This window comes from Bacillus sp. GM2, assembly GCF_056155945.1.
Genome location: NZ_JBRKSZ010000008.1, coordinates 1,099,262 through 1,120,647, shown reverse-complemented (window position 1 = coordinate 1,120,647; position 21,386 = coordinate 1,099,262). Strand labels below are relative to the sequence as shown.

16 protein-coding genes and 3 pseudogenes are annotated in these 21,386 nt (G+C 42.6%); 4 read left to right on the top strand and 15 right to left on the bottom strand.

Features of this window, described 5'->3' with window-relative positions:
- Window positions 1-197: 197 nt before the first annotated feature.
- The 15 genes from ACVC9U_RS20345 to ACVC9U_RS20275 all read right to left on the bottom strand — a co-directional run bounded on the left by ACVC9U_RS20345 (window position 198) and on the right by ACVC9U_RS20275 (window position 16,244).
- Window positions 198-677: a hypothetical protein gene (locus tag ACVC9U_RS20345; protein ID WP_441391429.1), complete on the bottom strand. Its 480-nt coding sequence runs from the start codon at window positions 675-677 to the stop codon at window positions 198-200.
- A gap of 81 nt (window positions 678-758) precedes the next feature.
- Complete coding sequence (locus ACVC9U_RS20340) at window positions 759-1,748, bottom strand: choloylglycine hydrolase family protein (RefSeq protein WP_075751708.1); 990 nt, start codon at window positions 1,746-1,748, stop codon at window positions 759-761.
- A gap of 212 nt (window positions 1,749-1,960) precedes the next feature.
- A complete protein-coding gene (locus tag ACVC9U_RS20335; RefSeq protein ID WP_003177753.1) occupies window positions 1,961-3,967 on the bottom strand; it encodes an AAA family ATPase in 2,007 nt (668 codons plus the stop codon).
- Window positions 3,968-4,302: 335 nt separating this feature from the next.
- Window positions 4,303-5,724 (bottom strand): glycoside hydrolase family 43 protein, encoded by a 1,422-nt coding sequence (locus ACVC9U_RS20330; RefSeq protein ID WP_009329963.1) that lies wholly within the window; start codon window positions 5,722-5,724, stop codon window positions 4,303-4,305.
- Window positions 5,725-5,834: 110 nt separating this feature from the next.
- Window positions 5,835-7,280: a DEAD/DEAH box helicase gene (locus ACVC9U_RS20325; RefSeq protein WP_009329965.1), complete on the bottom strand. Its 1,446-nt coding sequence runs from the start codon at window positions 7,278-7,280 to the stop codon at window positions 5,835-5,837.
- 138 nt (window positions 7,281-7,418) lie between these two features.
- Window positions 7,419-8,021 (bottom strand): hypothetical protein, encoded by a 603-nt coding sequence (locus tag ACVC9U_RS20320; protein WP_003177759.1) that lies wholly within the window; start codon window positions 8,019-8,021, stop codon window positions 7,419-7,421.
- 18 nt (window positions 8,022-8,039) lie between these two features.
- Window positions 8,040-8,819: a hypothetical protein gene (locus ACVC9U_RS20315; RefSeq protein WP_003177761.1), complete on the bottom strand. Its 780-nt coding sequence runs from the start codon at window positions 8,817-8,819 to the stop codon at window positions 8,040-8,042.
- A gap of 14 nt (window positions 8,820-8,833) precedes the next feature.
- Window positions 8,834-10,426, bottom strand: a complete 1,593-nt coding sequence (locus tag ACVC9U_RS20310; protein WP_003177763.1) for a ribonuclease YeeF family protein — start codon at window positions 10,424-10,426, stop codon at window positions 8,834-8,836.
- Window positions 10,427-10,443: 17 nt separating this feature from the next.
- On the bottom strand, window positions 10,444-10,713 hold the full coding sequence (locus tag ACVC9U_RS20305; RefSeq protein WP_009329967.1) for a YwqI/YxiC family protein: 270 nt from the start codon (window positions 10,711-10,713) through the stop codon (window positions 10,444-10,446).
- Between the two features lie 9 nt (window positions 10,714-10,722).
- Window positions 10,723-11,115 carry a DUF5082 domain-containing protein gene (locus tag ACVC9U_RS20300; protein ID WP_003177767.1) on the bottom strand — a complete coding sequence of 131 codons (393 nt, stop codon included), beginning with the start codon at window positions 11,113-11,115 and terminating at the stop codon, window positions 10,723-10,725.
- Window positions 11,116-11,443: 328 nt separating this feature from the next.
- Window positions 11,444-12,745, bottom strand: a complete 1,302-nt coding sequence (locus ACVC9U_RS20295; protein ID WP_003177769.1) for a pyrimidine-nucleoside phosphorylase — start codon at window positions 12,743-12,745, stop codon at window positions 11,444-11,446.
- Window positions 12,746-12,775: 30 nt separating this feature from the next.
- Window positions 12,776-13,957: a NupC/NupG family nucleoside CNT transporter gene (locus ACVC9U_RS20290; protein ID WP_003177771.1), complete on the bottom strand. Its 1,182-nt coding sequence runs from the start codon at window positions 13,955-13,957 to the stop codon at window positions 12,776-12,778.
- Between the two features lie 81 nt (window positions 13,958-14,038).
- On the bottom strand, window positions 14,039-14,710 hold the full coding sequence (gene deoC / locus ACVC9U_RS20285) for a deoxyribose-phosphate aldolase (protein ID WP_003177773.1): 672 nt from the start codon (window positions 14,708-14,710) through the stop codon (window positions 14,039-14,041).
- Between the two features lie 125 nt (window positions 14,711-14,835).
- On the bottom strand, window positions 14,836-15,774 hold the full coding sequence (locus tag ACVC9U_RS20280) for a sugar-binding transcriptional regulator (RefSeq protein WP_003177775.1): 939 nt from the start codon (window positions 15,772-15,774) through the stop codon (window positions 14,836-14,838).
- Between the two features lie 35 nt (window positions 15,775-15,809).
- Window positions 15,810-16,244 (bottom strand): DUF4275 family protein, encoded by a 435-nt coding sequence (locus ACVC9U_RS20275; RefSeq protein ID WP_441391428.1) that lies wholly within the window; start codon window positions 16,242-16,244, stop codon window positions 15,810-15,812.
- Window positions 16,245-16,498: 254 nt separating this feature from the next.
- Here ACVC9U_RS20275 and ACVC9U_RS20270 point away from each other — a divergent pair, with 254 nt between their 5' ends.
- The 4 genes and pseudogenes from ACVC9U_RS20270 (at window position 16,499) to ACVC9U_RS20255 (ending at window position 21,384) form a co-directional block, all read left to right on the top strand.
- Window positions 16,499-17,581 (top strand): hypothetical protein, encoded by a 1,083-nt coding sequence (locus ACVC9U_RS20270; protein ID WP_025807337.1) that lies wholly within the window; start codon window positions 16,499-16,501, stop codon window positions 17,579-17,581.
- Window positions 17,562-18,413 (top strand): annotated as a pseudogene (locus ACVC9U_RS20265) (diguanylate cyclase domain-containing protein). Before ACVC9U_RS20270 ends, ACVC9U_RS20265 begins: the two are co-directional and overlap by 20 nt.
- Window positions 18,403-20,134, top strand: a pseudogene (locus tag ACVC9U_RS20260) (DUF2334 domain-containing protein). Before ACVC9U_RS20265 ends, ACVC9U_RS20260 begins: the two co-directional pseudogenes overlap by 11 nt.
- Window positions 20,127-21,384, top strand: a pseudogene (locus ACVC9U_RS20255) (glycosyltransferase family 2 protein). Before ACVC9U_RS20260 ends, ACVC9U_RS20255 begins: the two co-directional pseudogenes overlap by 8 nt.
- The last annotated feature ends 2 nt before the right edge of the window (window positions 21,385-21,386 follow it).

The window sequence follows — 21,386 nt, the reverse complement described above, 5'->3', positions numbered from 1 at the left end:
CCTAAATTACGCCGGCTTGAACGGGACGATGTCCCAGAAAGCTGTACGCAACTTAGGTTTTGCCTGCAAAAGCAGTAACAATCCATAAGAAACTTGCTGATATTAGTTTGTAACTATACTGTAGCACCTGTTTTTGTTCATGTCAACGCTTTCATTACAAATGTCTCATAAAAACCAGAATACATGAAAACTAAAAACTAAGACTTTATACCTTTATTTCTATGTTTTCTAGCTTTCGCCGCCTTTTTCATAAGCAATTCGGGGTTTCGCCTTGCTTTCCTTCGTGCTGCCGGCTGTGCAACTGCGTCTTTCGGTTCCTGCTGCTTATGAAGAATGAATCCGGCAGCCATGAACGGAATCCCTGATAAGTTTGTGAAAATGTTTTTAATGCCCATCGCTAAAATAAAAGATCCCCATGGAGAAAACGGATCTTTTTTGATTTTCACGTAAGCGGTGATTTCCAGGGCAATAAAAATGATCGACTGTGCTAATATCACAATCAGCAAGCTCAAAATAAACAAGAGAGCAAAATTAAATAACGTGCCTGAGTAGATCATCAACTTCAACGCGGCTACGAAAGTCCCAGCCTCCATATATCCGTCCGTGACATTTGGATTCCAAACGGCATAAGCGTCAAACTGATGTTTGAAATGAAAAAACAAAAATAATATAAACAACCAATATATGCTATGTAAGCTAATGCCTAATAAAATGAGTCTGTTTGCTGCTTTGTTTTGCAATGTTGTTCCTTCTTCCGTTTATGATTGAAGAGAATAAACCGTCTCTTCCTGCTTTGGCTGAAACGCCTTTATTTCGTTGCTGTCCAGGTCTTCCTGTAATATGCAAACCTTTTGAATCTGCCTGTTTTGATAATGGTGAAAATAGTAGCTACAAGTCTCGCTGCACATCACCGCCGTATATTGGGTGTAATCGTCTTCGCCATTGTCAGTCATGACAATCCCTTTGGGAATATTCATATTGGAGAGAATATGAAACACGGCAGAAACGCCTTCTGTTTCGTCGGACACAGGCTTCATGTGCTCTTTCAAAACTGCAGCCCTGACAAAACGGGATGGCGGTGTAAAGTCTCCCGGCAATCCGGACAGCCCGGAACCTTGACCAAAAGCCGACAGCGTCATGTCTCCCATTTTTTTCGCGGCAAACTGTCCCGGCTGAAGACCGATATAATTGCGCAAATTGGTCAAATGCCAAGGAAAATCTGGACTGTTCGTCAGCACGCCGACCGGATTATCATGAATTTGAATCCCGCCGGCCGCCGGTTCAACAACGATGCTCGCACCGGAGCGGTCCGTTAATAGCCAATGAAGCGGCGTCACCGTACTGAGCAAGCTGACCTCTCTCTCAACAATGTTTACGGAAACAGCCGCTTTTTTCACTTCCTCCAAATCGCCGCATTCCGACAGCACCCATGTCACAAATTCGTGCGGCGCAAGATTGCGGCATTGCTCTTTAGTCTCGCTTTCATACACAGCATAGCCCGGGAAATAAAGCGCTGCGCAAGACAATCCTTTTTCATTCACACCATCGGCAAACAGCGCATTATTGAGCTTTCTGCCCATCCCGATAAACGCATACCGGCCGGCATGCTCGCTGCCGTCTGCTTCACTTTTCCATTTGTAGCGACGCGGATGCAACAGCACTTCCCCGTTAAGCTCAAAATCAAAATCCATCGTCCTCGCCAATAAATGCTCCCGACCAGCAGTCGTCAACGTGATACTTGTACACATTGCGCTTCATCCTTTTTGTTTGATATTACACTTCGTGAACTATTTTTATGTTAACGAATTGGAAAAGATTCGTCAAAATGTTGCTTTAACTAGATGAAATAACCACAAAAAAACCTCGATTTCCAAAATAATGGCAATCAAGGAATTAAATGAGTTTAATATCTTTTTTATTTCAACAGATAATTTGAACTTAAAGGAATTTAAGACATTTTCTAACTGACTGTTATCATCGATTCTTCAAAATAATCTATAATTTCAATGGCTAATGCATGTGTTATATTTGTAGATTGAGACTCCTGACTGTATTCTTTTGCTACAAGCATTTTAATTTCGGGCTTCTCTAGGAAAGAAACTAACTCATTCTTTCTTCTATATGCTTCATTTCCATTGGGTAACAACAATGAATCGTCTCCGCTTATTTTTGAAAATTTCTTTTCCCTATTGAGTTCAAAATTATTAAATAAGTCTATAATATTACTGTCTTGGCTTGACAAAATTACTGTTTTTATTGAATTATAATAAATTTGTGGATCAAGACAGTCTTCTATCTCTGTTTTTTCATAAATGGTTCCTTGTTTTGCAACGTCTAATAATTTTATAACTTCTTCATTATTAGATTTAAACACCTGCAATCGTCTTAAGGATATAGGCATATCTTTTAAATTTTCAAATTTATAATTCATTTTTGTCTCATCTGTATCGATAATACAAAGAATCTTTCCTTTAAACTCTTTTCTCTCTTTCTTATCTATAAGAAGTGGATTAAGTAAAAGATTGAATAACTTCACAACATTTCCACAGCCGCCAACTGGTAGAATTCTGTATTCTTTATTTTCTGGCAATATTGTGTCTAGATAAATTTTATCGTCTCCACCCTCACATATTATCCAATTACTATGAGTTTCATTTGTTTTTATATAGCTTAAGATACTAGTAGCCAAATCAAACATACTCTTCAATTCTACATCTTCTGGAAAGCTTCTTTGATTATCCAAGTAATTAAAAAAGCTATATTGGTTTATTTTTAAATTATCAATACTTTTTTCTAAATGTATTAACTGTCCCTTAGTAGTTATAGGTAAAAAACCATACCAATGTGTTGTAATTATTATCTGACTATTAAATTTATTAGCTAAATCCTCTATTCTAGTAAATTGAGCAAAGCAGTTTGCAACATTTAATGAAACTTCTGGTTCATCGATAGCTAACACGATTTCTTTTTCCTTTTGATTAAAGTTAGAAAGAAAAGCATATGCTATGTCTACTAAAGCCTTTCTCTGTTCTCCCGAACTTAATTTTGAAATTTCCCGTTGATTATGTCTTAATGACTTCTTTAAAAAATATGCTTCAAGTATTTTATCTCTTAAATCAGTCCTTGTTAATCGTTTTTTATAATTTGCACTAACCCCATAATCATACCTTGTATCAATACATTTTATTTTCTCATTTATTTCATCCATAAATTTATCAAGATTTTGATTAATATAACTTAAAAAATTAATATTTCTACCTTCAATATTTAATGGTTGTTCAATAATTTTATCTACTAACTCTAGTACATCCCTACTCATCAACTTTTGCATTTGTTCCGCTTCAATTTTAAGTATATCATTTGCTCTTTGTTCTACTGAAATATAAACATAAGAGTAGTGTAACAAAATCATTTTCCTGATTTTATCCATCCTCTTTTCCGATTCTTCAATTAATTTCCCCAAGTACCCTTGAAAGGGATTTAAGGTAGTTTTTCCATTACTCTTAACACCTATAACTAATAGATAGTAATCTTCTTTATATCTATCCTCTAATTTTCTTTTCATTTCAAAAAATTTATCTATATGCTCTCTACGAGAACTACCTCGTACAATACCATCTAAATTACCCCATATATAGTCGCTTATTTTAGTTAAATCAGCTATTGTTTTTTGAAATTCATTTATTTCTGCCCTATTAAATCTATTATGATTCTCAAACCTTGCATTAAACTCTTTTTTATTAATCAAGAAAACCGGAGAAATATAGACATCATCCTTTTTTGCTCCTTTATAAACATTCCACTCTCTATTATTGAAGAAAACGTCTATTGCTTCTAAAATTCCACTTTTCCCAACTCCATTATTGCCTATGTATACTGTATATTTATCATGTAACCCTATAGTAATGGGAACAAAATAAGCCTTATTATATGATTTGTAACCATTTATAAAAGATGATATTAACATAGAACTTAATCGATCCCTTCAAAAATATATTGTGTTTTTGTTTTCAAATATCAAATTCTATCAACTTATCGATTTTCCTAAAAACAATACGAACTATTTTCAGTGACTACCCAAAAAATCACACTTCTTCCATTAAAGACAAGTACATCTATATTATCGGTTGTTTTTCTTTATATTTCAACTTTAGTTTTGTTTTAAATAATTTTTACAGCTGTATGTAATTATAGGCCTGCCAATAAAAAAAGGGTGGTGTTAAACCACTCCTTCTTTTTATATACTGTCCTGTCGATAAAGTTCTCTAGATTAACTTTTAAAATTGTTTCGCTCGATTTATATTAATTTTGCATGTCACTACTCCCCCAAACTGCATCCCCCTCACGAGACAACGCACTAAACGTCATCACCTTACGCTCAGAAGCCGCATCCCACTGGCGCAAAAACACGCCATCGTAGGTTTTTCCGTCGATCTTGAGTTCTATTTTGTTATGCCCCGTGTTCTTCCACGTTCCGGCTACTGCGCCTGTTATTTTGCCGTTTTGATTCAAGCGGATTTCTTTCGATTCTTTAATATCTGCGGAGATGTCTTTGCCGTGCCTCACCAATTCGTAATCGCCAATCACATCTGACTTTTTAACCTTTTCAAGCTTCTCTCCGGCATAGCGGTGAGGGGCGACAACCGGCCAGCCTTGTTTGTTCATCAGCAATTGGTGGACGCGGACTTCGTGCTCCTCGCCCCGTCCCGGGAAGCGGGTGTGGAAGATTAAATATGATTTACCGCTTTTTTCATCGTAAAAGGCAGAGTTATGGCCCGGCGACACATAGCCGTTTTTATTGTTAAATGAGAAATTTCCCATCAGTTTGACGCCGTACGGTTCGATTGAACGATCGTCAAAAAGCGTTCCTTCTTTGCCGCGGACGTCAATCATCGCGTGGCCTTCTGCATCATAATAAGGGCCGTCAGGGTTTTTGGAGCGGGCGACGCGAATGTTGTACCCGCCGTCAGCGGCAAGCCCCCCGAAGGACATGTACAGGTAGTAATACTGTGTTTCAGGATGGTAGAGAATATATGCGCCTTCAATACGGCTGTGGTTGCCGCCGATCAGCTTTTTGCCGTATCCCTGTCCCGGAAGCGGAAATCCGGTTTTCTTGTCCATTTCTAAAATAAAAATTCCGCCGGAATAGGAGCCGTACACCATCCACAGCTTTCCGTTTTGATCAAAGAATGTGTGGGGATCGACGACATTTGGGTGCTTTGTCGCGTCATAAGGCGTCCCGTCATTGCTGATCCCATCCATTCCCGACTTCAGAAAAATGCCTTTATTTTTGTATGGGCCTTCAATGTCGTCTGCGACAGCAAGCCCGAGGGCGGATCTCGGAGAATCCCCGCGGCAGGCGTTGTAATACATATAAAACTTGCCGTCCTCAAGCTGGGTGACATCAGGCGCCCACAACGTATCAGATTCAGCCCATTCAAAGGTTTCTTTTAATTCTTCATAGACGTTCGGAATCAGAGGATTGCCGTCGTGAACACTCGAGGAAATTTGCGTCCAATTCATCAGGTCCGTCGATTTGGCCGAAGCTAAATGGGAGCCGAAGACATAGTACGTGCCATTCGCTTTAATAATCGATGGATCATGTACCGTCACTTCTGAAAAAACAGGTTTTTGAGTTTGTGCAGAGGCTTGGTTTGGCGCGAAACATGCAGCAATGATGAAAAGCAATGCAAGGACTTGGATGAAACACTTTCTCATATTCATTTGTTCTCCTCTCTTTTAAAACGCTTTCATTTTTTGACAATCCATCATATGCTGCTTATCCAAGGTTTATTACGAGCAAAAAAGCTCCCGACAAAATCGGCAGCCTAAGATTATTTCCTCGCTTTATGCACTTTCAGCAATTTCCCTTTCACTGTCGTGTTTTTCATCGCATCTAAGACGAGCGGACCTTTGCCGTTTAAAATTTCAACGAATGAACCTTGCTCCTGGATCGTGATAATCCCGATATCCTCAGCCGAGACGCCGTCAATTTTAGCAATCGTTCCGACGAAATCAACGGCTCTCAGTTTCTTCTTTTTTCCCCCGTTAAAGTAGAGCCTCATGATTTCTTTATTTAACGGTTCGCTCTTGTCCTGTTTAAGCTCCGGTTTCGTATTGATTTTCTTTAGAAAAGCCGCTTTTGCTCGTGCAATTTCTTCTTTTGACGGCGTCTCAATAATAGGAATGGGAAAGCCGATATAGTCTTCAATATCAGCGATCATCCCCTTTTCACGCGGACTGGCAAGAGTAATCGCTTTTCCCCGGCTGCCGGCTCGGCCTGTTCTGCCGGTACGATGCACATAGCTTTCTTGATCTAATGGCAGCTCATAGTTGATGACATGTGTGATGTTCTCAATGTCGATACCTCTTGCCGCCACATCTGTCGCGATTAAATAGCGGAACGCTCCCCGTCTGAAGCGATTCATCACGGCAAAACGGTCCTCCTGCGGCATACCTCCGTGAATTTTCGCGCACGGATAACCCAAACCGGCTAAGCGCCGCTGCAACTCATTCACTTGCTCCTGTGTGCGGCAAAAGACGATGCAGCTGTCCGGGTTTTCAACAATGATCAGATCCACTAAAAGCGAAAATGGATCATTTTCATCTACAATGATCAGTTGATGCTCGATGTCTGCGGTTGTCGTACCGCCTGCTTTCATCTCGATTTTTAAAGGGTCTTTCATATATTGAAGGGATAGCTGCTCCACATCCTCCGGAAAAGTTGCAGAAAACAGCATTGTCAGCCGTTCTTCAGGCAAATGGCGGATGATCGCTCCCACTTGATCGATAAATCCCATATTCAGCATTTTATCGGCCTCATCGATGACAAGGTATTTCAGTTTTTCTAATGGAAAGGTTCCTTTTTCAATGTGATCCAATACGCGGCCCGGCGTCCCGACAACGATATGGCATTTTTGCTTGAGCTCCGTTTTTTGCCGTTCAAAGGACGACTTCCCGTAAACAGCCGCTGCTTTTATTCTTTTATAGCGGCCGATGTTCGTCAAATCCTCCTTTACCTGAGCGGCAAGCTCGCGCGTCGGTGTCAAAATCAAGGCTTGCGGTTTGTTCTCTTCCCATTCGGTCAACTCGCAAAGCGGAATTCCGAACGCGGCCGTCTTCCCGCTCCCCGTCCGCGATTTCACAACAACATCCCGCTTTTTAAGCGCCGCGGGAATCACCTCGCTCTGCACCGCAGTCGGGTGCTTATACCCTAAATGATCGAGCGCTTTCGTAATATCGCCGCTTAATGCATATTCTTTAAAACTGGCTTTGCTCATGTATGGACTCCTTTTGGTCATATGATTTCCAGTGAATGATGGTGTTATGAATGTGATTATACGCGAATCATGACTGATTTCAAAAAGACATGAAAAAGAGGCTGCAATCAGTGCAACCCTAAGAAACACCCTACAGTATCAATTGTTTTCAAAAATTAATCCGATCATAGTAAGCTCCCACAGCAAAACAGCGATGAAAATGACGCCCAGTAGACGCTGTAATACAAAAGGGAGGCGGGCTAAAACGATTTGGACTTCGTAATTTAAAGAGGAAACCAGAATGGCTACATATCGAAAAAAGTCGGTGATCAGCCCATTTGATTCGTCATATACGTTGACTTCATATAGCTTAATGATTAATGTTGGTACAAACAAAGAAACAAATGCAAACACCATGTTAATTGTTAAATATATGATAAGCGCAGAATTGGGATACGGTATATCCCCTGACATCGCAAATCCAAAAAATAAACTAAAAATAGAAAAAACAAATATACCTATTGGGATATTGGTCTTTCTTATAGCTCTTGAAGGAGGGCGCGCAATTGTCTTTTTTGTTTGAAAACCATATACCAATGCAAGTAAAATGATAAACAGCTCAGCAATGCAAACAAACATAAAAAACATAACATTGGCGTTTTTTTCCCAATAAGGTTTATTCAACAACAATAGAGCAGTTAACAATATTAGAATAACATTGCTTCTCAGCCAAAAGAATCGGCTTTTTTTAAAAGAGAACATAAATAGAAATCCTTTCTACTATAAATCATAAAATTCATTCATTGTATCCACTATTTTCCCAAAATATTCGTCGACTGCCACTGGTAGAAGATATAGCGAGCCAGTTTTTTTAATATTTTCATAATCTAAATGCCAAATGAAATTATCACTTCTTAATAAAAAAGCAACTTGATCTAATCTTGTTTGATTTTGAATATAGTCACTTTCTACAAAAGAAATATTATCGAGCTCTTGGTTGTTTGCTAAAAAGTCAAAGGAAAATTGACTTATAGTCGGATGCGTTTTCGGGTCTTCCGCCATTCTTTTAATAACGTCAGCTTCAACCTCGTGAAACTCATCAAATGAATCTTCATCCATTTCAAAAATTTCATGTTCTGGTTTTTTATCTGTATATGAATGATAAAATGTTTTCAACATTTCTAAAAACGACTCTCTGCTTCTTAAAATCGAAAAACTATGATTTTGATTTTCGATCTCCTGCACAATGAGTTCATCTTTTTGAACATGGTGTACAATCAGCACCCTTTTCCGATGGATACAACGAACTTTTCGCTTTGATTGAATGAGTAAGTGAATCAGGTTTTCTAACCCTTTTTGTAAATTAGATTCTGTGCCATCAGCCCAATATCCTCTTTGTTTTAAAAGATTTTCGGCTTGAATTGAAAATGGCTCAATATCTTTTTCATCTTGAATCAACTGCTGATCATTGATAATATCTTCAGCAGCTTTTTCATACCTACACAATAAAAATGCGGCAACGAGTTCATTTGTTGTTAATATAATTTTAGAGTCTAACATTATACTCCTCCTTATTACCTGAACCAGCTAGTGACAAATTCCTTTGCACCTGAGAGTCCGTCTGAAATTGTATCTGTAGTTTCAGAGGCCTTTTGACTTAACCATTCACCAGCTTCCTTACCTTTATCTTCTATCCAACCTGCAGCATCTTCTCCCCATTCTTTTACTTGATCTCCCGCAATTATGGATCCAGTTATACCAATACCAGCTCCAATTGCTCCTCCAATAAGGGTGCCAGGACCTGGACATACTAATGAACCCAGTCCAGCTCCGCTAGCGGTCAACGCTCCAACTCCAGCATCCATTCCAATCCCTGCTGAAAATCGGCCAAATTTTTCGAACCAAGATTTATCTTTATTATCATCACTAAAAAACTCAGCTCCATTTGTAGTCAAGGAGAATATTGTTCCAGCATAAGGTATTTTTTTGGCGAGTTTTGTAATACTAGCTTCATCCTTAAACTTCCCAACAGTCCCTTTCACATCAACCTTAGTCTTATAACTCTTCAGTTCCTCTGGCTTATGCTTTAGGAAACTTTGGCTCTCCAAAATTTTCTTGTAGGAGATCCTTGTTGTGTTAGGCCCCAATCCAACAATCTTTCTCAAAAGGCCGCTTGGTTTATTTTGAAATTTGCCGAGCCATTTTTTTATTGGTTTGCTTGAGTTTGGATCGCCTTTTTTCAGGATGTTGTAAACAAACTGAGCCACCTTGGAATCGTATTTTCCGTTAGCTCCTTGCGTCCATTTCGGAGAGGCTTTCACACGGAAGTTTCCTTTTCCGTCTTTTTCAAGCTCAAGCATTTTCGTCGCCAGTACATTCACGGCTATGACGCCTTTTGTTACGGCCAACGCGCCGTTTCCTGTTCCGATTAAATCAAGCCATTCAGCGATTCTGCCCATCATTGTCGGATCGTCTTGTTTTTCTGCTAAATCAACGGCTTCGTCAATCATTTGTTTAACGACATCTGTTTCAGAAAAGTAGTTTTCAACCTCTTTAATCGTTTTTTTAGATAAGATCGCGCCTCCCTTTGACCAAGTGTTCACCTTTTCAGTGAGCTTGGATAGCTGAGCGATCGAATTTGACGATTGTTTTAATATAGAATTAGCATCGCGATCAAGCTCTTTTAAATCAGACACCGTGTTGTTCACATGTTTTTTGGCTTCGGAAATATGCTCATTAAATGATGCCAAAGAGATAGATCCGCCCCCAATTAAGTGGCTGATTTTATCAACTTCGTCATTAATCGAATCAACCGTATCATTCGTTTGACGTTTCAGTTCTGTTAAGCCCTTTTTGACGTCATGCGTCAGAAATTCTTCTTTTACAAAACCCTCTGTTGATTCATAAGTTCTGATTTTTGCTTTAATGTCTTTTAAATTCTGTATGTATTGATCTATAAAGTGCTGAAAATAAAGCAGCACGGGAAGATGAAGAACAGAAAAGTGTTCTTTGATCGCATTTCCGCCTTCTCCTTTTAATGCATCATCAAGCTCTGCAATTTTTTGTACACTTTCCCTTATGGCGTTGATCTCTTTTTCCTCCTGCTTTTTTTCCTTAATCAATTGGTCAATCGCGTCAATGACTTCAGAAACATCTAAAACTTTCAAGAGAAAACCAGCCCTCCTTATTTCATTTTTTGAGAGATGTTTTTATCAGTATCAATCAAGACTTTAATGTTTGACCATGCGTCCTTTTCAACTGATGATAGCGCCTCCTTGTATTTTTTTAGTAGTTGCTCGTATTCCTTTTCGATTTTTTTTATTTTGTTCACTACATCCATTGAAGAATTAGAGATATCGGCTTTTGAACCTGATATCGAAAGTGCGCTGATTTTTGTCTGAAGGCTTGAAAACACCGTTTTGACTTCTTCTGCTTTTACCTTTATTTCTGCCATTATTTCACCTCAATGATTGACTTGTTTTTTTATATCTGTAAGCTGTTGTTTTTGTATACTTAGAAACATCTCCATATTAGAAATTTGCATTTCAAGATTTTCAATCTCTTGCTCAATATGCGAAATCAGACCATCTGTTTCTCTCTGTATATTTTGATAGCTGTGTGCAATGTTTGATCTAATATTGATAAATTGCTTTGTATGTCTGCCATTCCATATATGTGATGTAATATCTGGCTGATTGATGAGAGTGGCATTGTTTGAAAGGGTGTGAAGTTCACCGGTAATAGCTGTTTTTGCTTTTTTCAGTTCAGCGATTTTGCTTTGGGTATCCTTTATATTGTGAGATAAAGAAGAAATATCTTTTTCCAAAGAAGAGATTTTAGCAGCATGGTTAGACATATCGGGTTCACCTCATTTTTCAGAAAATAAAAATCCGCACGTTACTATTCGCTTATTCCACTGTATTTCGGTTAGGTATATTGTTGCTTTACGGGAGAATCTAACGTTCTTGTAAATCAGACCTTTTTCATATTACAATATCATCCAAAATAGGTAAATAGGATAATGGACTTGGTTTTCTTGGATTTTCTTGAATCGATCAATTCAAGATACAAACGATGTTATTTAAAATAGCGTCCTGGACTTAGTTCAAATGACCTTTTCTCAAATTCCGTGACATCAAAAAAACAGCACACACCCAAAGGTATGTGCTGTTTTGCATGTTCCTCTATTCCGTAATCACCGTATGCACAAGCTTCGGTGCTTCGGCTGTTTCCGCGATTTGGATGTTGTCGTAGACTTTTGCGATGACGTCATCGACATTTTCGCGGTTTGCGTATAGGGTAACCAATGGTTCGCCTTTTTCGACTGCGTCGCCGACTTTTTTGCGGAGCATGATGCCGACGGCGAGGTCGATTTTGTCTTCTTTTGTTGCGCGGCCGGCGCCCAGCAGCATGGCCGCAACGCCGATTTGATCGGCGACGATTTCAGACACGACACCCGCTTCTTTGGCAGGAACGTCGATTTTATAGGCAGCCTGAGGCAGCTTTTCTGGGTTATCCGCGACAGAGCTGTCGCCGCCTTGATTCTGCAGGAAGTCTTTGAATTTTTGCAGCGCTTTTCCGTTTTTCATCACGTCGATCAGTTTCTCTCTTGCTTCGTCAAGGGTCTCCGCTTTTTTGGCGAGAACGACCATTTGGCTGCCCAATGTTAAGACAAGCTCAGTCAAGTCTTCAGGACCTTCGCCTTTTAATGTATCAATCGCCTCTTTCACTTCAAGCGCATTTCCGATGGCAAACCCCAGCGGCTGGGACATGTCGGAGATGACGGCCATCGTTTGGCGGCCGACATTGTTTCCGATGCGGACCATTGCTTTTGCAAGGTTGACTGCATCTTCATCGGTTTTCATAAATGCGCCGGCGCCCGTTTTGACGTCAAGGACAATCGCATCCGCCCCTGCGGCGATTTTCTTGCTCATGATCGAGCTGGCAATCAGCGGGATCGAATTGACCGTGCCTGTCACATCGCGAAGGGCGTACAGTTTTTTGTCAGCAGGCGTCAAGTTTCCGCTTTGGCCGATAACGGCGACCTTGTCGCGGTTGACGAGCTCGATGAATTCATCTTTGGAAAGTTCCACGTGAAACCCTTTGATCGCTTCGAGCTTGTCAATTGTTCCCCCTGTGTGTCCGAGGCCGCGTCCCGACATTTTGGCGACGGGTACGTCGAGAGCCGCGACAAGCGGTGCAAGTACGAGCGTCGTCGTGTCGCCGACGCCTCCTGTTGAGTGTTTGTCGACCTTGATACCTTCAATCGCGGAAAGGTCGATCGTTTCGCCTGAGTTGACCATCGCCATCGTGAGATCGGCCCGCTCTCTGTCCGTCATGTCCTGAAAATAGATGGCCATCGCCAGAGCGCTCGCTTGATAGTCAGGAATGCTGCCGTCGGTGTAGCCTTTAATGAAAAATTGAATTTCTTCTGTTGTCAATTCTTCTCCATTTTGTTTTTTGGTGATGATATCAACCATTCTCATTGTGATCACCAGTCCTTTTTTCAATGTTTATCAATAGATCAATCCTACAACGGTCGCTGTCAAGAAACTGACGAGCGTTGCGCCGTACAGCAATTTCAACCCGAAGCGCGCGACGACGTTTCCTTGTTTCTCATTCAGTCCTTTAACCGCACCGGCGATAATACCGATCGATGAGAAATTGGCAAATGAGACGAGGAAGACGGAAACAATCGCTTCGGTGCGGCCGCTGAAATGGAAGCTGCCTTGTGCGAGAGACTGCATCGCGACAAATTCATTTGAGACCATTTTGGTTGCCATGATACTTCCAGCATTCACCGCTTCATGCCATGGAATACCCATCAGGAAGGCAAACGGTGCAAAAATAAATCCGAGCAGTTCCTGGAATGATATACCTAGTGCGGCGCTGAAAATGCCGTTAATCATTGCGATGATCGCGACAAATCCGATCAGCATGGCGGCCACGACGACGGCGACTTTAAAGCCGTCCATAATATATTCGCCCAGCATTTCAAAGAAGGATTGTTTTTCCTCTTCCTGTACCTCTACCATATCATGTTCTCGATCGACTTCATAAGGATTGATAATCGAAGCGATAATAAATCCGCCGAATAAGTTCAATACGAGCGCGGTGACAACGTATTCGGGCTTCAGCATCGTCATATAGGCGCCGACGATAGACATCGAGACGGTCGACATCGCCGAAGCGCACAGCGTATAAAGTCTGTGTTTAGGCAGCAGGCCAAGCTGCTTTTTTAACGAAATGAATACTTCAGATTGCCCCAGTATCGCCGAAGCCACGGCATTGTATGACTCCAGTTTGCCCATCCCGTTGATTTTGCTGAGCGCAAGACCAATATATTTTATAATAAACGGAAGGATTCTCCAATATTGCAGAATACCGATTAAAGCAGATATAAAAACAATCGGTAGAAGTACGCTGATGAAGAATGTGGATTCATTCACATTCACCAGTCCGCCAAAGACAAAATTCACACCTTCTGCCGCATATTCAAGCAAATAGCCGAAGCCCTTGGCAAAACCGCCGACGAGATAGTTTCCGACACCCGTGTTCAGCAATATATATCCCAATGCGAATTGCAGCACGATCATGACGATAACCGGGCGGTATTTCACTCTTTTCTTTCCGCTGCTGACCAGCCATGCAAGCCCTAAGACGACAAATAAACCAATGAGCCCGATGAGATATTTCATGTTTTGATCCTCCTGGTGATGTATTCGCTTACATTTTTGTATCTGCGCGCAGGAAGCTTCCGCTTCCCGCCGCACTGGATCTTAGTAGTTATCTTCATTTTTTCCTTCTGCTCCGCTGACGATGGAAACGCCTGCGCTTGCACCGATCCGTGTCGCTCCTGCTGAGATCATGGTTTCAACGTCCTCTTTTGTTCGAATCCCTCCGGATGCTTTGACACCGATGTCTGGTCCGACGGTTTTCCGCATCAGGGCGATATCTTCCGCTGTCGCTCCGCCGGTTGAGAACCCGGTTGAGGTTTTGACAAAGTCGGCACCGGCAGCAACAGCCAGGCGGCAGGCGCGCTCTTTTTCTTCGTCTGTCAACAGACACGTTTCAATGATGACTTTAACAAGCGCTTTATCTTTTGCGGCTTCAACGACCGCGCGGATGTCGGCCTCGACAAAGTCATCGTTTCCGTCTTTTAAAGCGGCGATGTTGATGACCATGTCCACCTCTGTCGCGCCTTTTGCGATAGCGTCTTTTGTTTCAAACGCTTTTGTCTCTGTCGTGTTGGCGCCCAGCGGAAAACCGATGACCGTGCAAACGTCGATTTCCGTTCCCTTCAGCTCTTCGGCGGCAAATTCGACCCATGTCGGGTTGACGCAGACTGAAGCGAATTGGTATGCTTTCGCTTCTTCTATTAATTTCTTAATCTCGGATTTTTGTGTATGCGGTTTCAATGCTGTATGATCAATGAGATTTGCAATCGTCATTTACTAGCACTTCCTTTGTATAAGATAGTTTCAGCATAACCGATTTTTGAACAAATGTAAATTATCATATGAAATTTTGTTCAATAGAAAATAAAGTAAAATCCAGGCTGTTCTTCCTGGACACTTCAGTCATCAAGCAGTTCTTTCGCCGTGTGCTGATCAATAATCAGCACATTGGCATACTTGCCTTTGAGCGCACCATGAATAGCGGCTTTTTTCCGGCTGCCGCCCGCTACGAGAATCGACCGTTCTTTTTCCCTCAAGTCAGCCAATTCAATGCCGATCGTCCGCGAATCGATAGCATCGCTGCAAATGTTTCCTTCCGCATCAAAAAAGCGCGAACAAATATCGCCGACTCCACGTTCTTTCAGGAGGGCTTTTTCCTCTTCATGAAAATACCCCAGCCTGAACAGCAAGGCTTCATCGCGTACCGTGCCGACTGTAAATAACGCAATGTTTGCCTGTTTTCCCATTTCTATGATCCGCTTGATGTGCCTGTCCTGTTCCACCATCTGTTTGACTTCCGGATTGTCAAACACGACCGGAAGCGGCAAATACCTCGGCATCGTTTGAAAAGCTTCGGCAAACAGCTGAATCGTTTCAGACGAATAAGTGTTGACGCTGGAATGGCTGATTCCGCCTTTCAGTTGAACGACCTCTGCGCCCTTCACCTGTTTAGGCTGCATATTTTGGGCGATTTGGTACATCGTCGTCCCCCAGCTGACGCCGACAATGTCGCCGTCCTTGACTGCGCCGTGCATATATTCGGCCCCGAAGCGGCTGAGATAATGCGTGATGGTCGTATAATCCGCGGTCGGCGAAAAGACAACATGCGCTTCTAGAAGCCCGTATTTTTCCTCAAGCATCGCACCGAGCGCATCCATATCTTCAAACGGGTCCATAACGCGGATTTGGACATACCCCTTTTCCTTGGCGAACTGCAGCAGCCTTGATACCGTCGGTCTTGAAATCTGCAGCTGTTCGGCGATTTGCTGCTGGCTGTAGTCAGACTGATAGTAGAGCCTCGCTGCTTCAATGCTCAATTGCTGTTTTTCCTTGTCCATCACGTTCCTCCCCTTTAGTAAAGCTTTAACCCATATTATATAGGTTCATGCTCCTTCTCATCCAGCTGAATTGCAAAATACGGTCCGGATGCAGACTCATGCGTCACCGCATATGTCCATGTCATATGTTTATCCGTTATATATGCATCTTCTTCTCCTTTCAGATCTGCGGCTATCAGTTGTTCAGCATGTTCAAGAATATAGGCGTCATACGTGTGCTGGTAGAATAAAAAGCAATCGCGCTTCGGCTGTTCGCTAAAGGCTTGATCGGCCTGTCCGCCGGTAAAACACGGCTTCATCCCATAGCTGAATAAATGCCACAAAAAATGGCTCACCAAGATCGCGTCCCTTTCCGGAAGCTCCATGCTTGCGGCAAAACGGTTTTCCCACGTTTTTCTCAAGTAAGAGCCCCACTTCGGTATTTCTGTCACTTTCACATTTTGTCTTTCAAGCTTGCTGATGATGTACATTCAGGCCCTCCGTTTATTTTATTTTTCCAAGCGCTAGCACACCCGCTAGTTCTCTTCTACATTTCCCCTTTTAAAAATCAATACGAAAATCCTGCTATTGATGGAAAAACATTTTATTATTGGACTCACGTCCTGTTTTTGGATAGTCCAAAAAGATCAAATAAATCTAGCAATCTCCATTTTTTCATTTATAATAAATAAGTCAAAATCATTACTCAAAAAAACATTCGGGGTGATCTATCGTGAAAGCACCCGTGAGGTATATATGGATTGGTATGATCCTGTGCTTTTTATCCGTCAGTCTGGCCGTCGGCTGCATCAAAGCTGAAGATCAGTCAGATGATGAGAAAAATGATGAAGCGCTTCAGCCTGCCGAACACTTCGTTTACCGTCATTTAATGAGCGATCAGGGGCTGATCAAAACCGGCTTTTCCGACCAGCCTGTTTACTTGTCGGAATCGCTTGGCTTGTGGATGGAGTTTTTGATCAGCAAAAAAGACGGCGAGCATTTCCATGAGCAATATCAGCACCTGAACGAATCCTTCCTTATGAACAACAACCTGGTGTCATGGCAAATCCAAAACGGCCAGGCAAGCGGGGTGAACGCCCTGATCGATGATCTCAGAATCATGGTGAGCCTCGATCAAGCGGCAGCTCTATGGGGAAACAGCGAGTATAAACAAACCGCTCGGAACATCGGTGCCGCATTAAGAAAATACAACATGAACAACGGGATATTGACGGACTTTTACGACTCCGCCTCTCAATCCGCGGCAAAAGATATCACGCTTTCCTATATCATGCCGGATGCGCTATCCATCTTGAAAAAGAATGGAGTGATAAATAAAGAACTCGAAAGTCGGAATGCCAGCATTCTTTATCTCGCCCCTTTGAAAAACGGTTTTCTCCCAAAAGCATACAGTACAGAAACGAAAGCATACACCTATGACCATGAAGTCAATCTCATTGATCAGCTTTACGCAGCTTGGCATTTACCTCCGAAGGATCAAAAAGCCGCTGTATTAGCGGATTGGCTCAAACAGACGTTTCAAACCGGCGGAAAACTGTATGGCCGGTATTCGCTCGATACAAAAAAGCCGGCGGTCCAATACGAGTCTCCATCCGTCTACGCGTTGGCGATTTTATTCTTCATCAACCAAAACGAAGATAAAACCGTCATTAAAGCGCTGTATGATCGAATGAATGATTTTGAAATTCTTGATTCGTCCGAGACGTATTATGGGGGATATATGAGCGGAAATGATACGCATTCTTTTGATAATCTGCTGCCCCTATTAGCCGAAAGGAAGCTTTTAAATGAAAATCTCATTCAATGAATCGCATAAAATGTTTGCTTATATGACAGGACTTGCAGCAGCGCTTGCGTTGTTCATCCATTATATCTCAGTCCAGCGGTTCGAACCCGTTCTCATCATTTGCATCACACTTGCCATCATCGCAGCAGGAATATGGCTCGGATCGATTTACGCACTGGCTGGGACCATCATCGTCCTGTTTGTTCTCGGCACTTTGATGATGTTTTTTCACACAGGCCAAGGAGAAGCTGCTTCGTCTGAAACCGGACTGCAAATGCTCGTCATCTGGGGAGTGGCGCTGTTGCTGTTTTCCTTTATGTCAGGGAGAATACACGACATCGCGATCGGACTTCACCGCTCCGTCAAACACCTTCAAGACGAAATCAAAAGCTTTGTTGCGATTGACAGGGTGACAGGCTTTGATAATAAACAGAGGATGAAGCTGGAGCTGTCAGAAGAAATCAAGCGGGCGGAGCGGTATGGCAACTCGTTTGTTTTTTTACTGCTTCATATGCATTAATTCAAAGAGTTCAAATCCCTGTACGGAGAAAAAGAAACCGATCGTCTCTTTCAATTTGTCAGCAGTCAAATCAGATCATGTGTCCGGGAAACCGATAAAAAGTTCCGGCCTGCCGAGGAGCGGTTCGGCATCCTGCTGACACACACGCCTGCCGAACATATGCCCGCCGTCCTTGAAAAACTGAAGAAACAGCTGGATACGTACCAGCTGAAAAACGGCAAGTATGTCACCTTGACCTTCCACGTGTGCCACTTATCATATCAGAACGATTTAAAGACTGCCGATCAATTTTTAGAAGAACTAGAAAACGAGATGATGATGAATGAACTGTAAGCGGCTATTACTTCTATACGCGGCTGTGCTTATCCTGTCTGCGGCTTTTTATGTTCCGGACAGCGCCGAGGCAAAGCAGCAGGAGCACGGCATTCTCATCGTCTATTCAACATTGGATGGAAAAGAGTCAGCCGATGTGAAAATTCTCGACCTTATCGCCGGCCATTTTTCATCCCGTGTGGCCGTCATAAAAGACGCGGATGTCAAAGCATCGGATCTCGCAACAAAAGACCGCGTCATCTATTACGGACAAACGAAAAGAAAGCTGAGCAAAAAGCTCGCGCAGCTGATCAGCTCCTCCAAAAAACCTGTGATAGCGATCGGCTTTAACGCCGGGCAGTTCAGCCAATTTGCAGGTCTTACGCTCAAAAGCAAAGACAATGTGTATCAGATTCGCAGCACAAATGAGGAAAACGATTCCTCTTTAGAAAGCGGAGTCCGTGTCCTCGACGTATCAGGATTGAAGGGAAAAGCATTGTACACATACAAAGCTGACGAAGGAAAAGCTCGTCCTTTTGGATGGAAAACCGGCAAAGGAAACGTGTACATCGGGTTAACCGATTTGCTAAACAACAGCCTCCTCGCCGCTAAACAGCTCAGACAGGCATTTGGTGAAACGGCCGGCAGCACGCTGTTATATTTGCGGCTTGAGGATATCAGCCCGATGTCGGATGAAAAACTGCTGCTCCAAGCCGGATCTTATCTGCATAAACGGAATATTCCTTTTATCCTTTCTGTGATTCCGGTATATGTCAATCCTGAAACAGGCGACAAAGTCTATATGTCTGATAAGCCGAAGCTGGTCAAAGTACTGAGGAAGCTTCAGGATATGGGCGGAAGCGTAATTGTCCACGGGTATACCCATACATACCGCTACAGCGAAACCGGTGAAGGATTCGAGTTTTGGGATGCCAAAGCCGATCAGCCGATCACATCGGAAAATGCGGAAGAGCCCGCGACCCTTTTGCAAAAGGAACAGAGCTTTCCGAATGAAGAGGCATATCGAAACTATTTGAAGCCGTTCAGAAAGAATGAAGAAACTTACACGCGGCAGAAGCTGACGAACGCTATTGAGGATCTCACCGCGGAAGGGCTGTATCCGCTCGCGTTTGAAGCGCCGCACTATACGGTGTCAGAGCACGGCTATCAAATCGCCTCACAATATTTCACAAGCTTGTTCGGCCAGGTTCAGCTTAGCGATACAACATGGAAAACGTCAGGCGCCGGTCCATTTGTTACGAATCCGGCCATGCTCCATGGGATGACGCTCTATCCCGAGACAATCGGCTATGTCGATCAATCGGAGCAAAATCCGCTCGGCAAAGTCGAGGAGCGCATCTCTCAAATGATCGATTTTGAAGGCGGAGTAGCCGGCGCATTTTATCATCCTTATCTTGGAATGAAATATCTTCCTGAACTGGTTGATCAAATGGAACGCATTCCAAACAGCGAATGGCTCGATATTAAAAAGACAAAGCAAACTGTTAACACAGATAAAGTAGAAATTCACACAAGCGGAGATGGAACGATTCAAGTCAAAAAGCAAAGTCAGCCCCATTGAGACGTTTTTCGATCATCACCAGCAAAGCCCGCTGGAAAAGGCGCTTTGGATTCTCTCTCTTATTGTGCTCTTGTTTGTTGTCATGTTTGTGAGCTATACCCTTTACTTGAGAGCCACATTAAAAAAACGAATCTTTAAGGAGAGAAAAAGCCGTGGGTAATGTTCTGTTCCTAGTCTCGTTAAGCTTAATATGGGTCATGCTTCTGTATCACATGTTTTTGATGCAGGGCGGATTCCGCCACTATATGACCTTCGAACGGAACATTCCGAAGTGGAAAGAGAACGTGAAGGATCTCCCGAAGGTCAGCGTTCTGATTCCGGCGCATAACGAAGAGGTCGTCATTCGGCAGACGCTGAAGGCGATGGTCAACCTCTATTATCCGAAGGACCGGCTGGAGATTATTGTCGTCAACGACAATTCATCCGACCGGACGGGTGACATTGTGGATGAATTTTCCACGCAATACGGCTTTATTAAAATTGACCAAACCGCCGCATGCCGGAAAGGGAAAATCGTCGGCGCTCAACTGCGGTTTTGCCGAGTCAAACGGGGACGTCATTTGTGTATATGACGCCGACAACACGCCGGAAAAAATGGCTGTTTATTACCTTGTCCTCGGGCTCATGAATGATCAGAAAGCCGGAGCGGTGGTGGGAAAATTCCGCGTCATCAATGCGGCGAAAACATTGCTCACAAAATTTATTAACATCGAAACGATTTGTTTTCAATGGATGGCACAGGGCGGGAGATGGAAATGGTTCAAAATCGCCACGATCCCCGGCACCAATTTCGCCATCAGAAGAAGCATTATCGAACAGCTGGGCGGCTGGGATGATAAGGCGCTGGCCGAAGATACCGAGCTTACGATCCGGGTCTACAACCTCGGCTACCACATCCGCTTCTTTCCGGCGGCCGTCACTTGGGAACAGGAGCCGGAAACGTGGAAAGTCTGGTGGCGTCAGCGGACAAGGTGGGCTCGCGGCAACCAGTATGTCGTCCTGAAATTTTTGGCTCAGTTTTTCAAGCTGAAGAGAAAACGGATTATTTTTGATTTGTTTTATTTCTTTTTTACGTATTTTTTGTTTTTCTTTGGCGTCATCATGTCAAATGCGATTTTTGTCATCAATTTATTTTATAATCTGCATCTTTCATTCGGTTTTTTGTCTATCATTTTATGGGTTTTGGCTTTCTTTCTATTTATGACGGAGGTCATGATTACACTGAGCATCGAAAAAACAGAAATGAACAGGCAAAACTTTTTCATCGTTTTTCTGATGTACTTTACATACTCGCAGGCTTGGATTGTGCTCGTGATTTATTCTTTATTCGTAGAAATCAAGCACCGCCTGTTCAAGCAAAAGGTTACATGGTACAAAACAGAACGATACAATCAAAAGAAAAGCGGGTGACT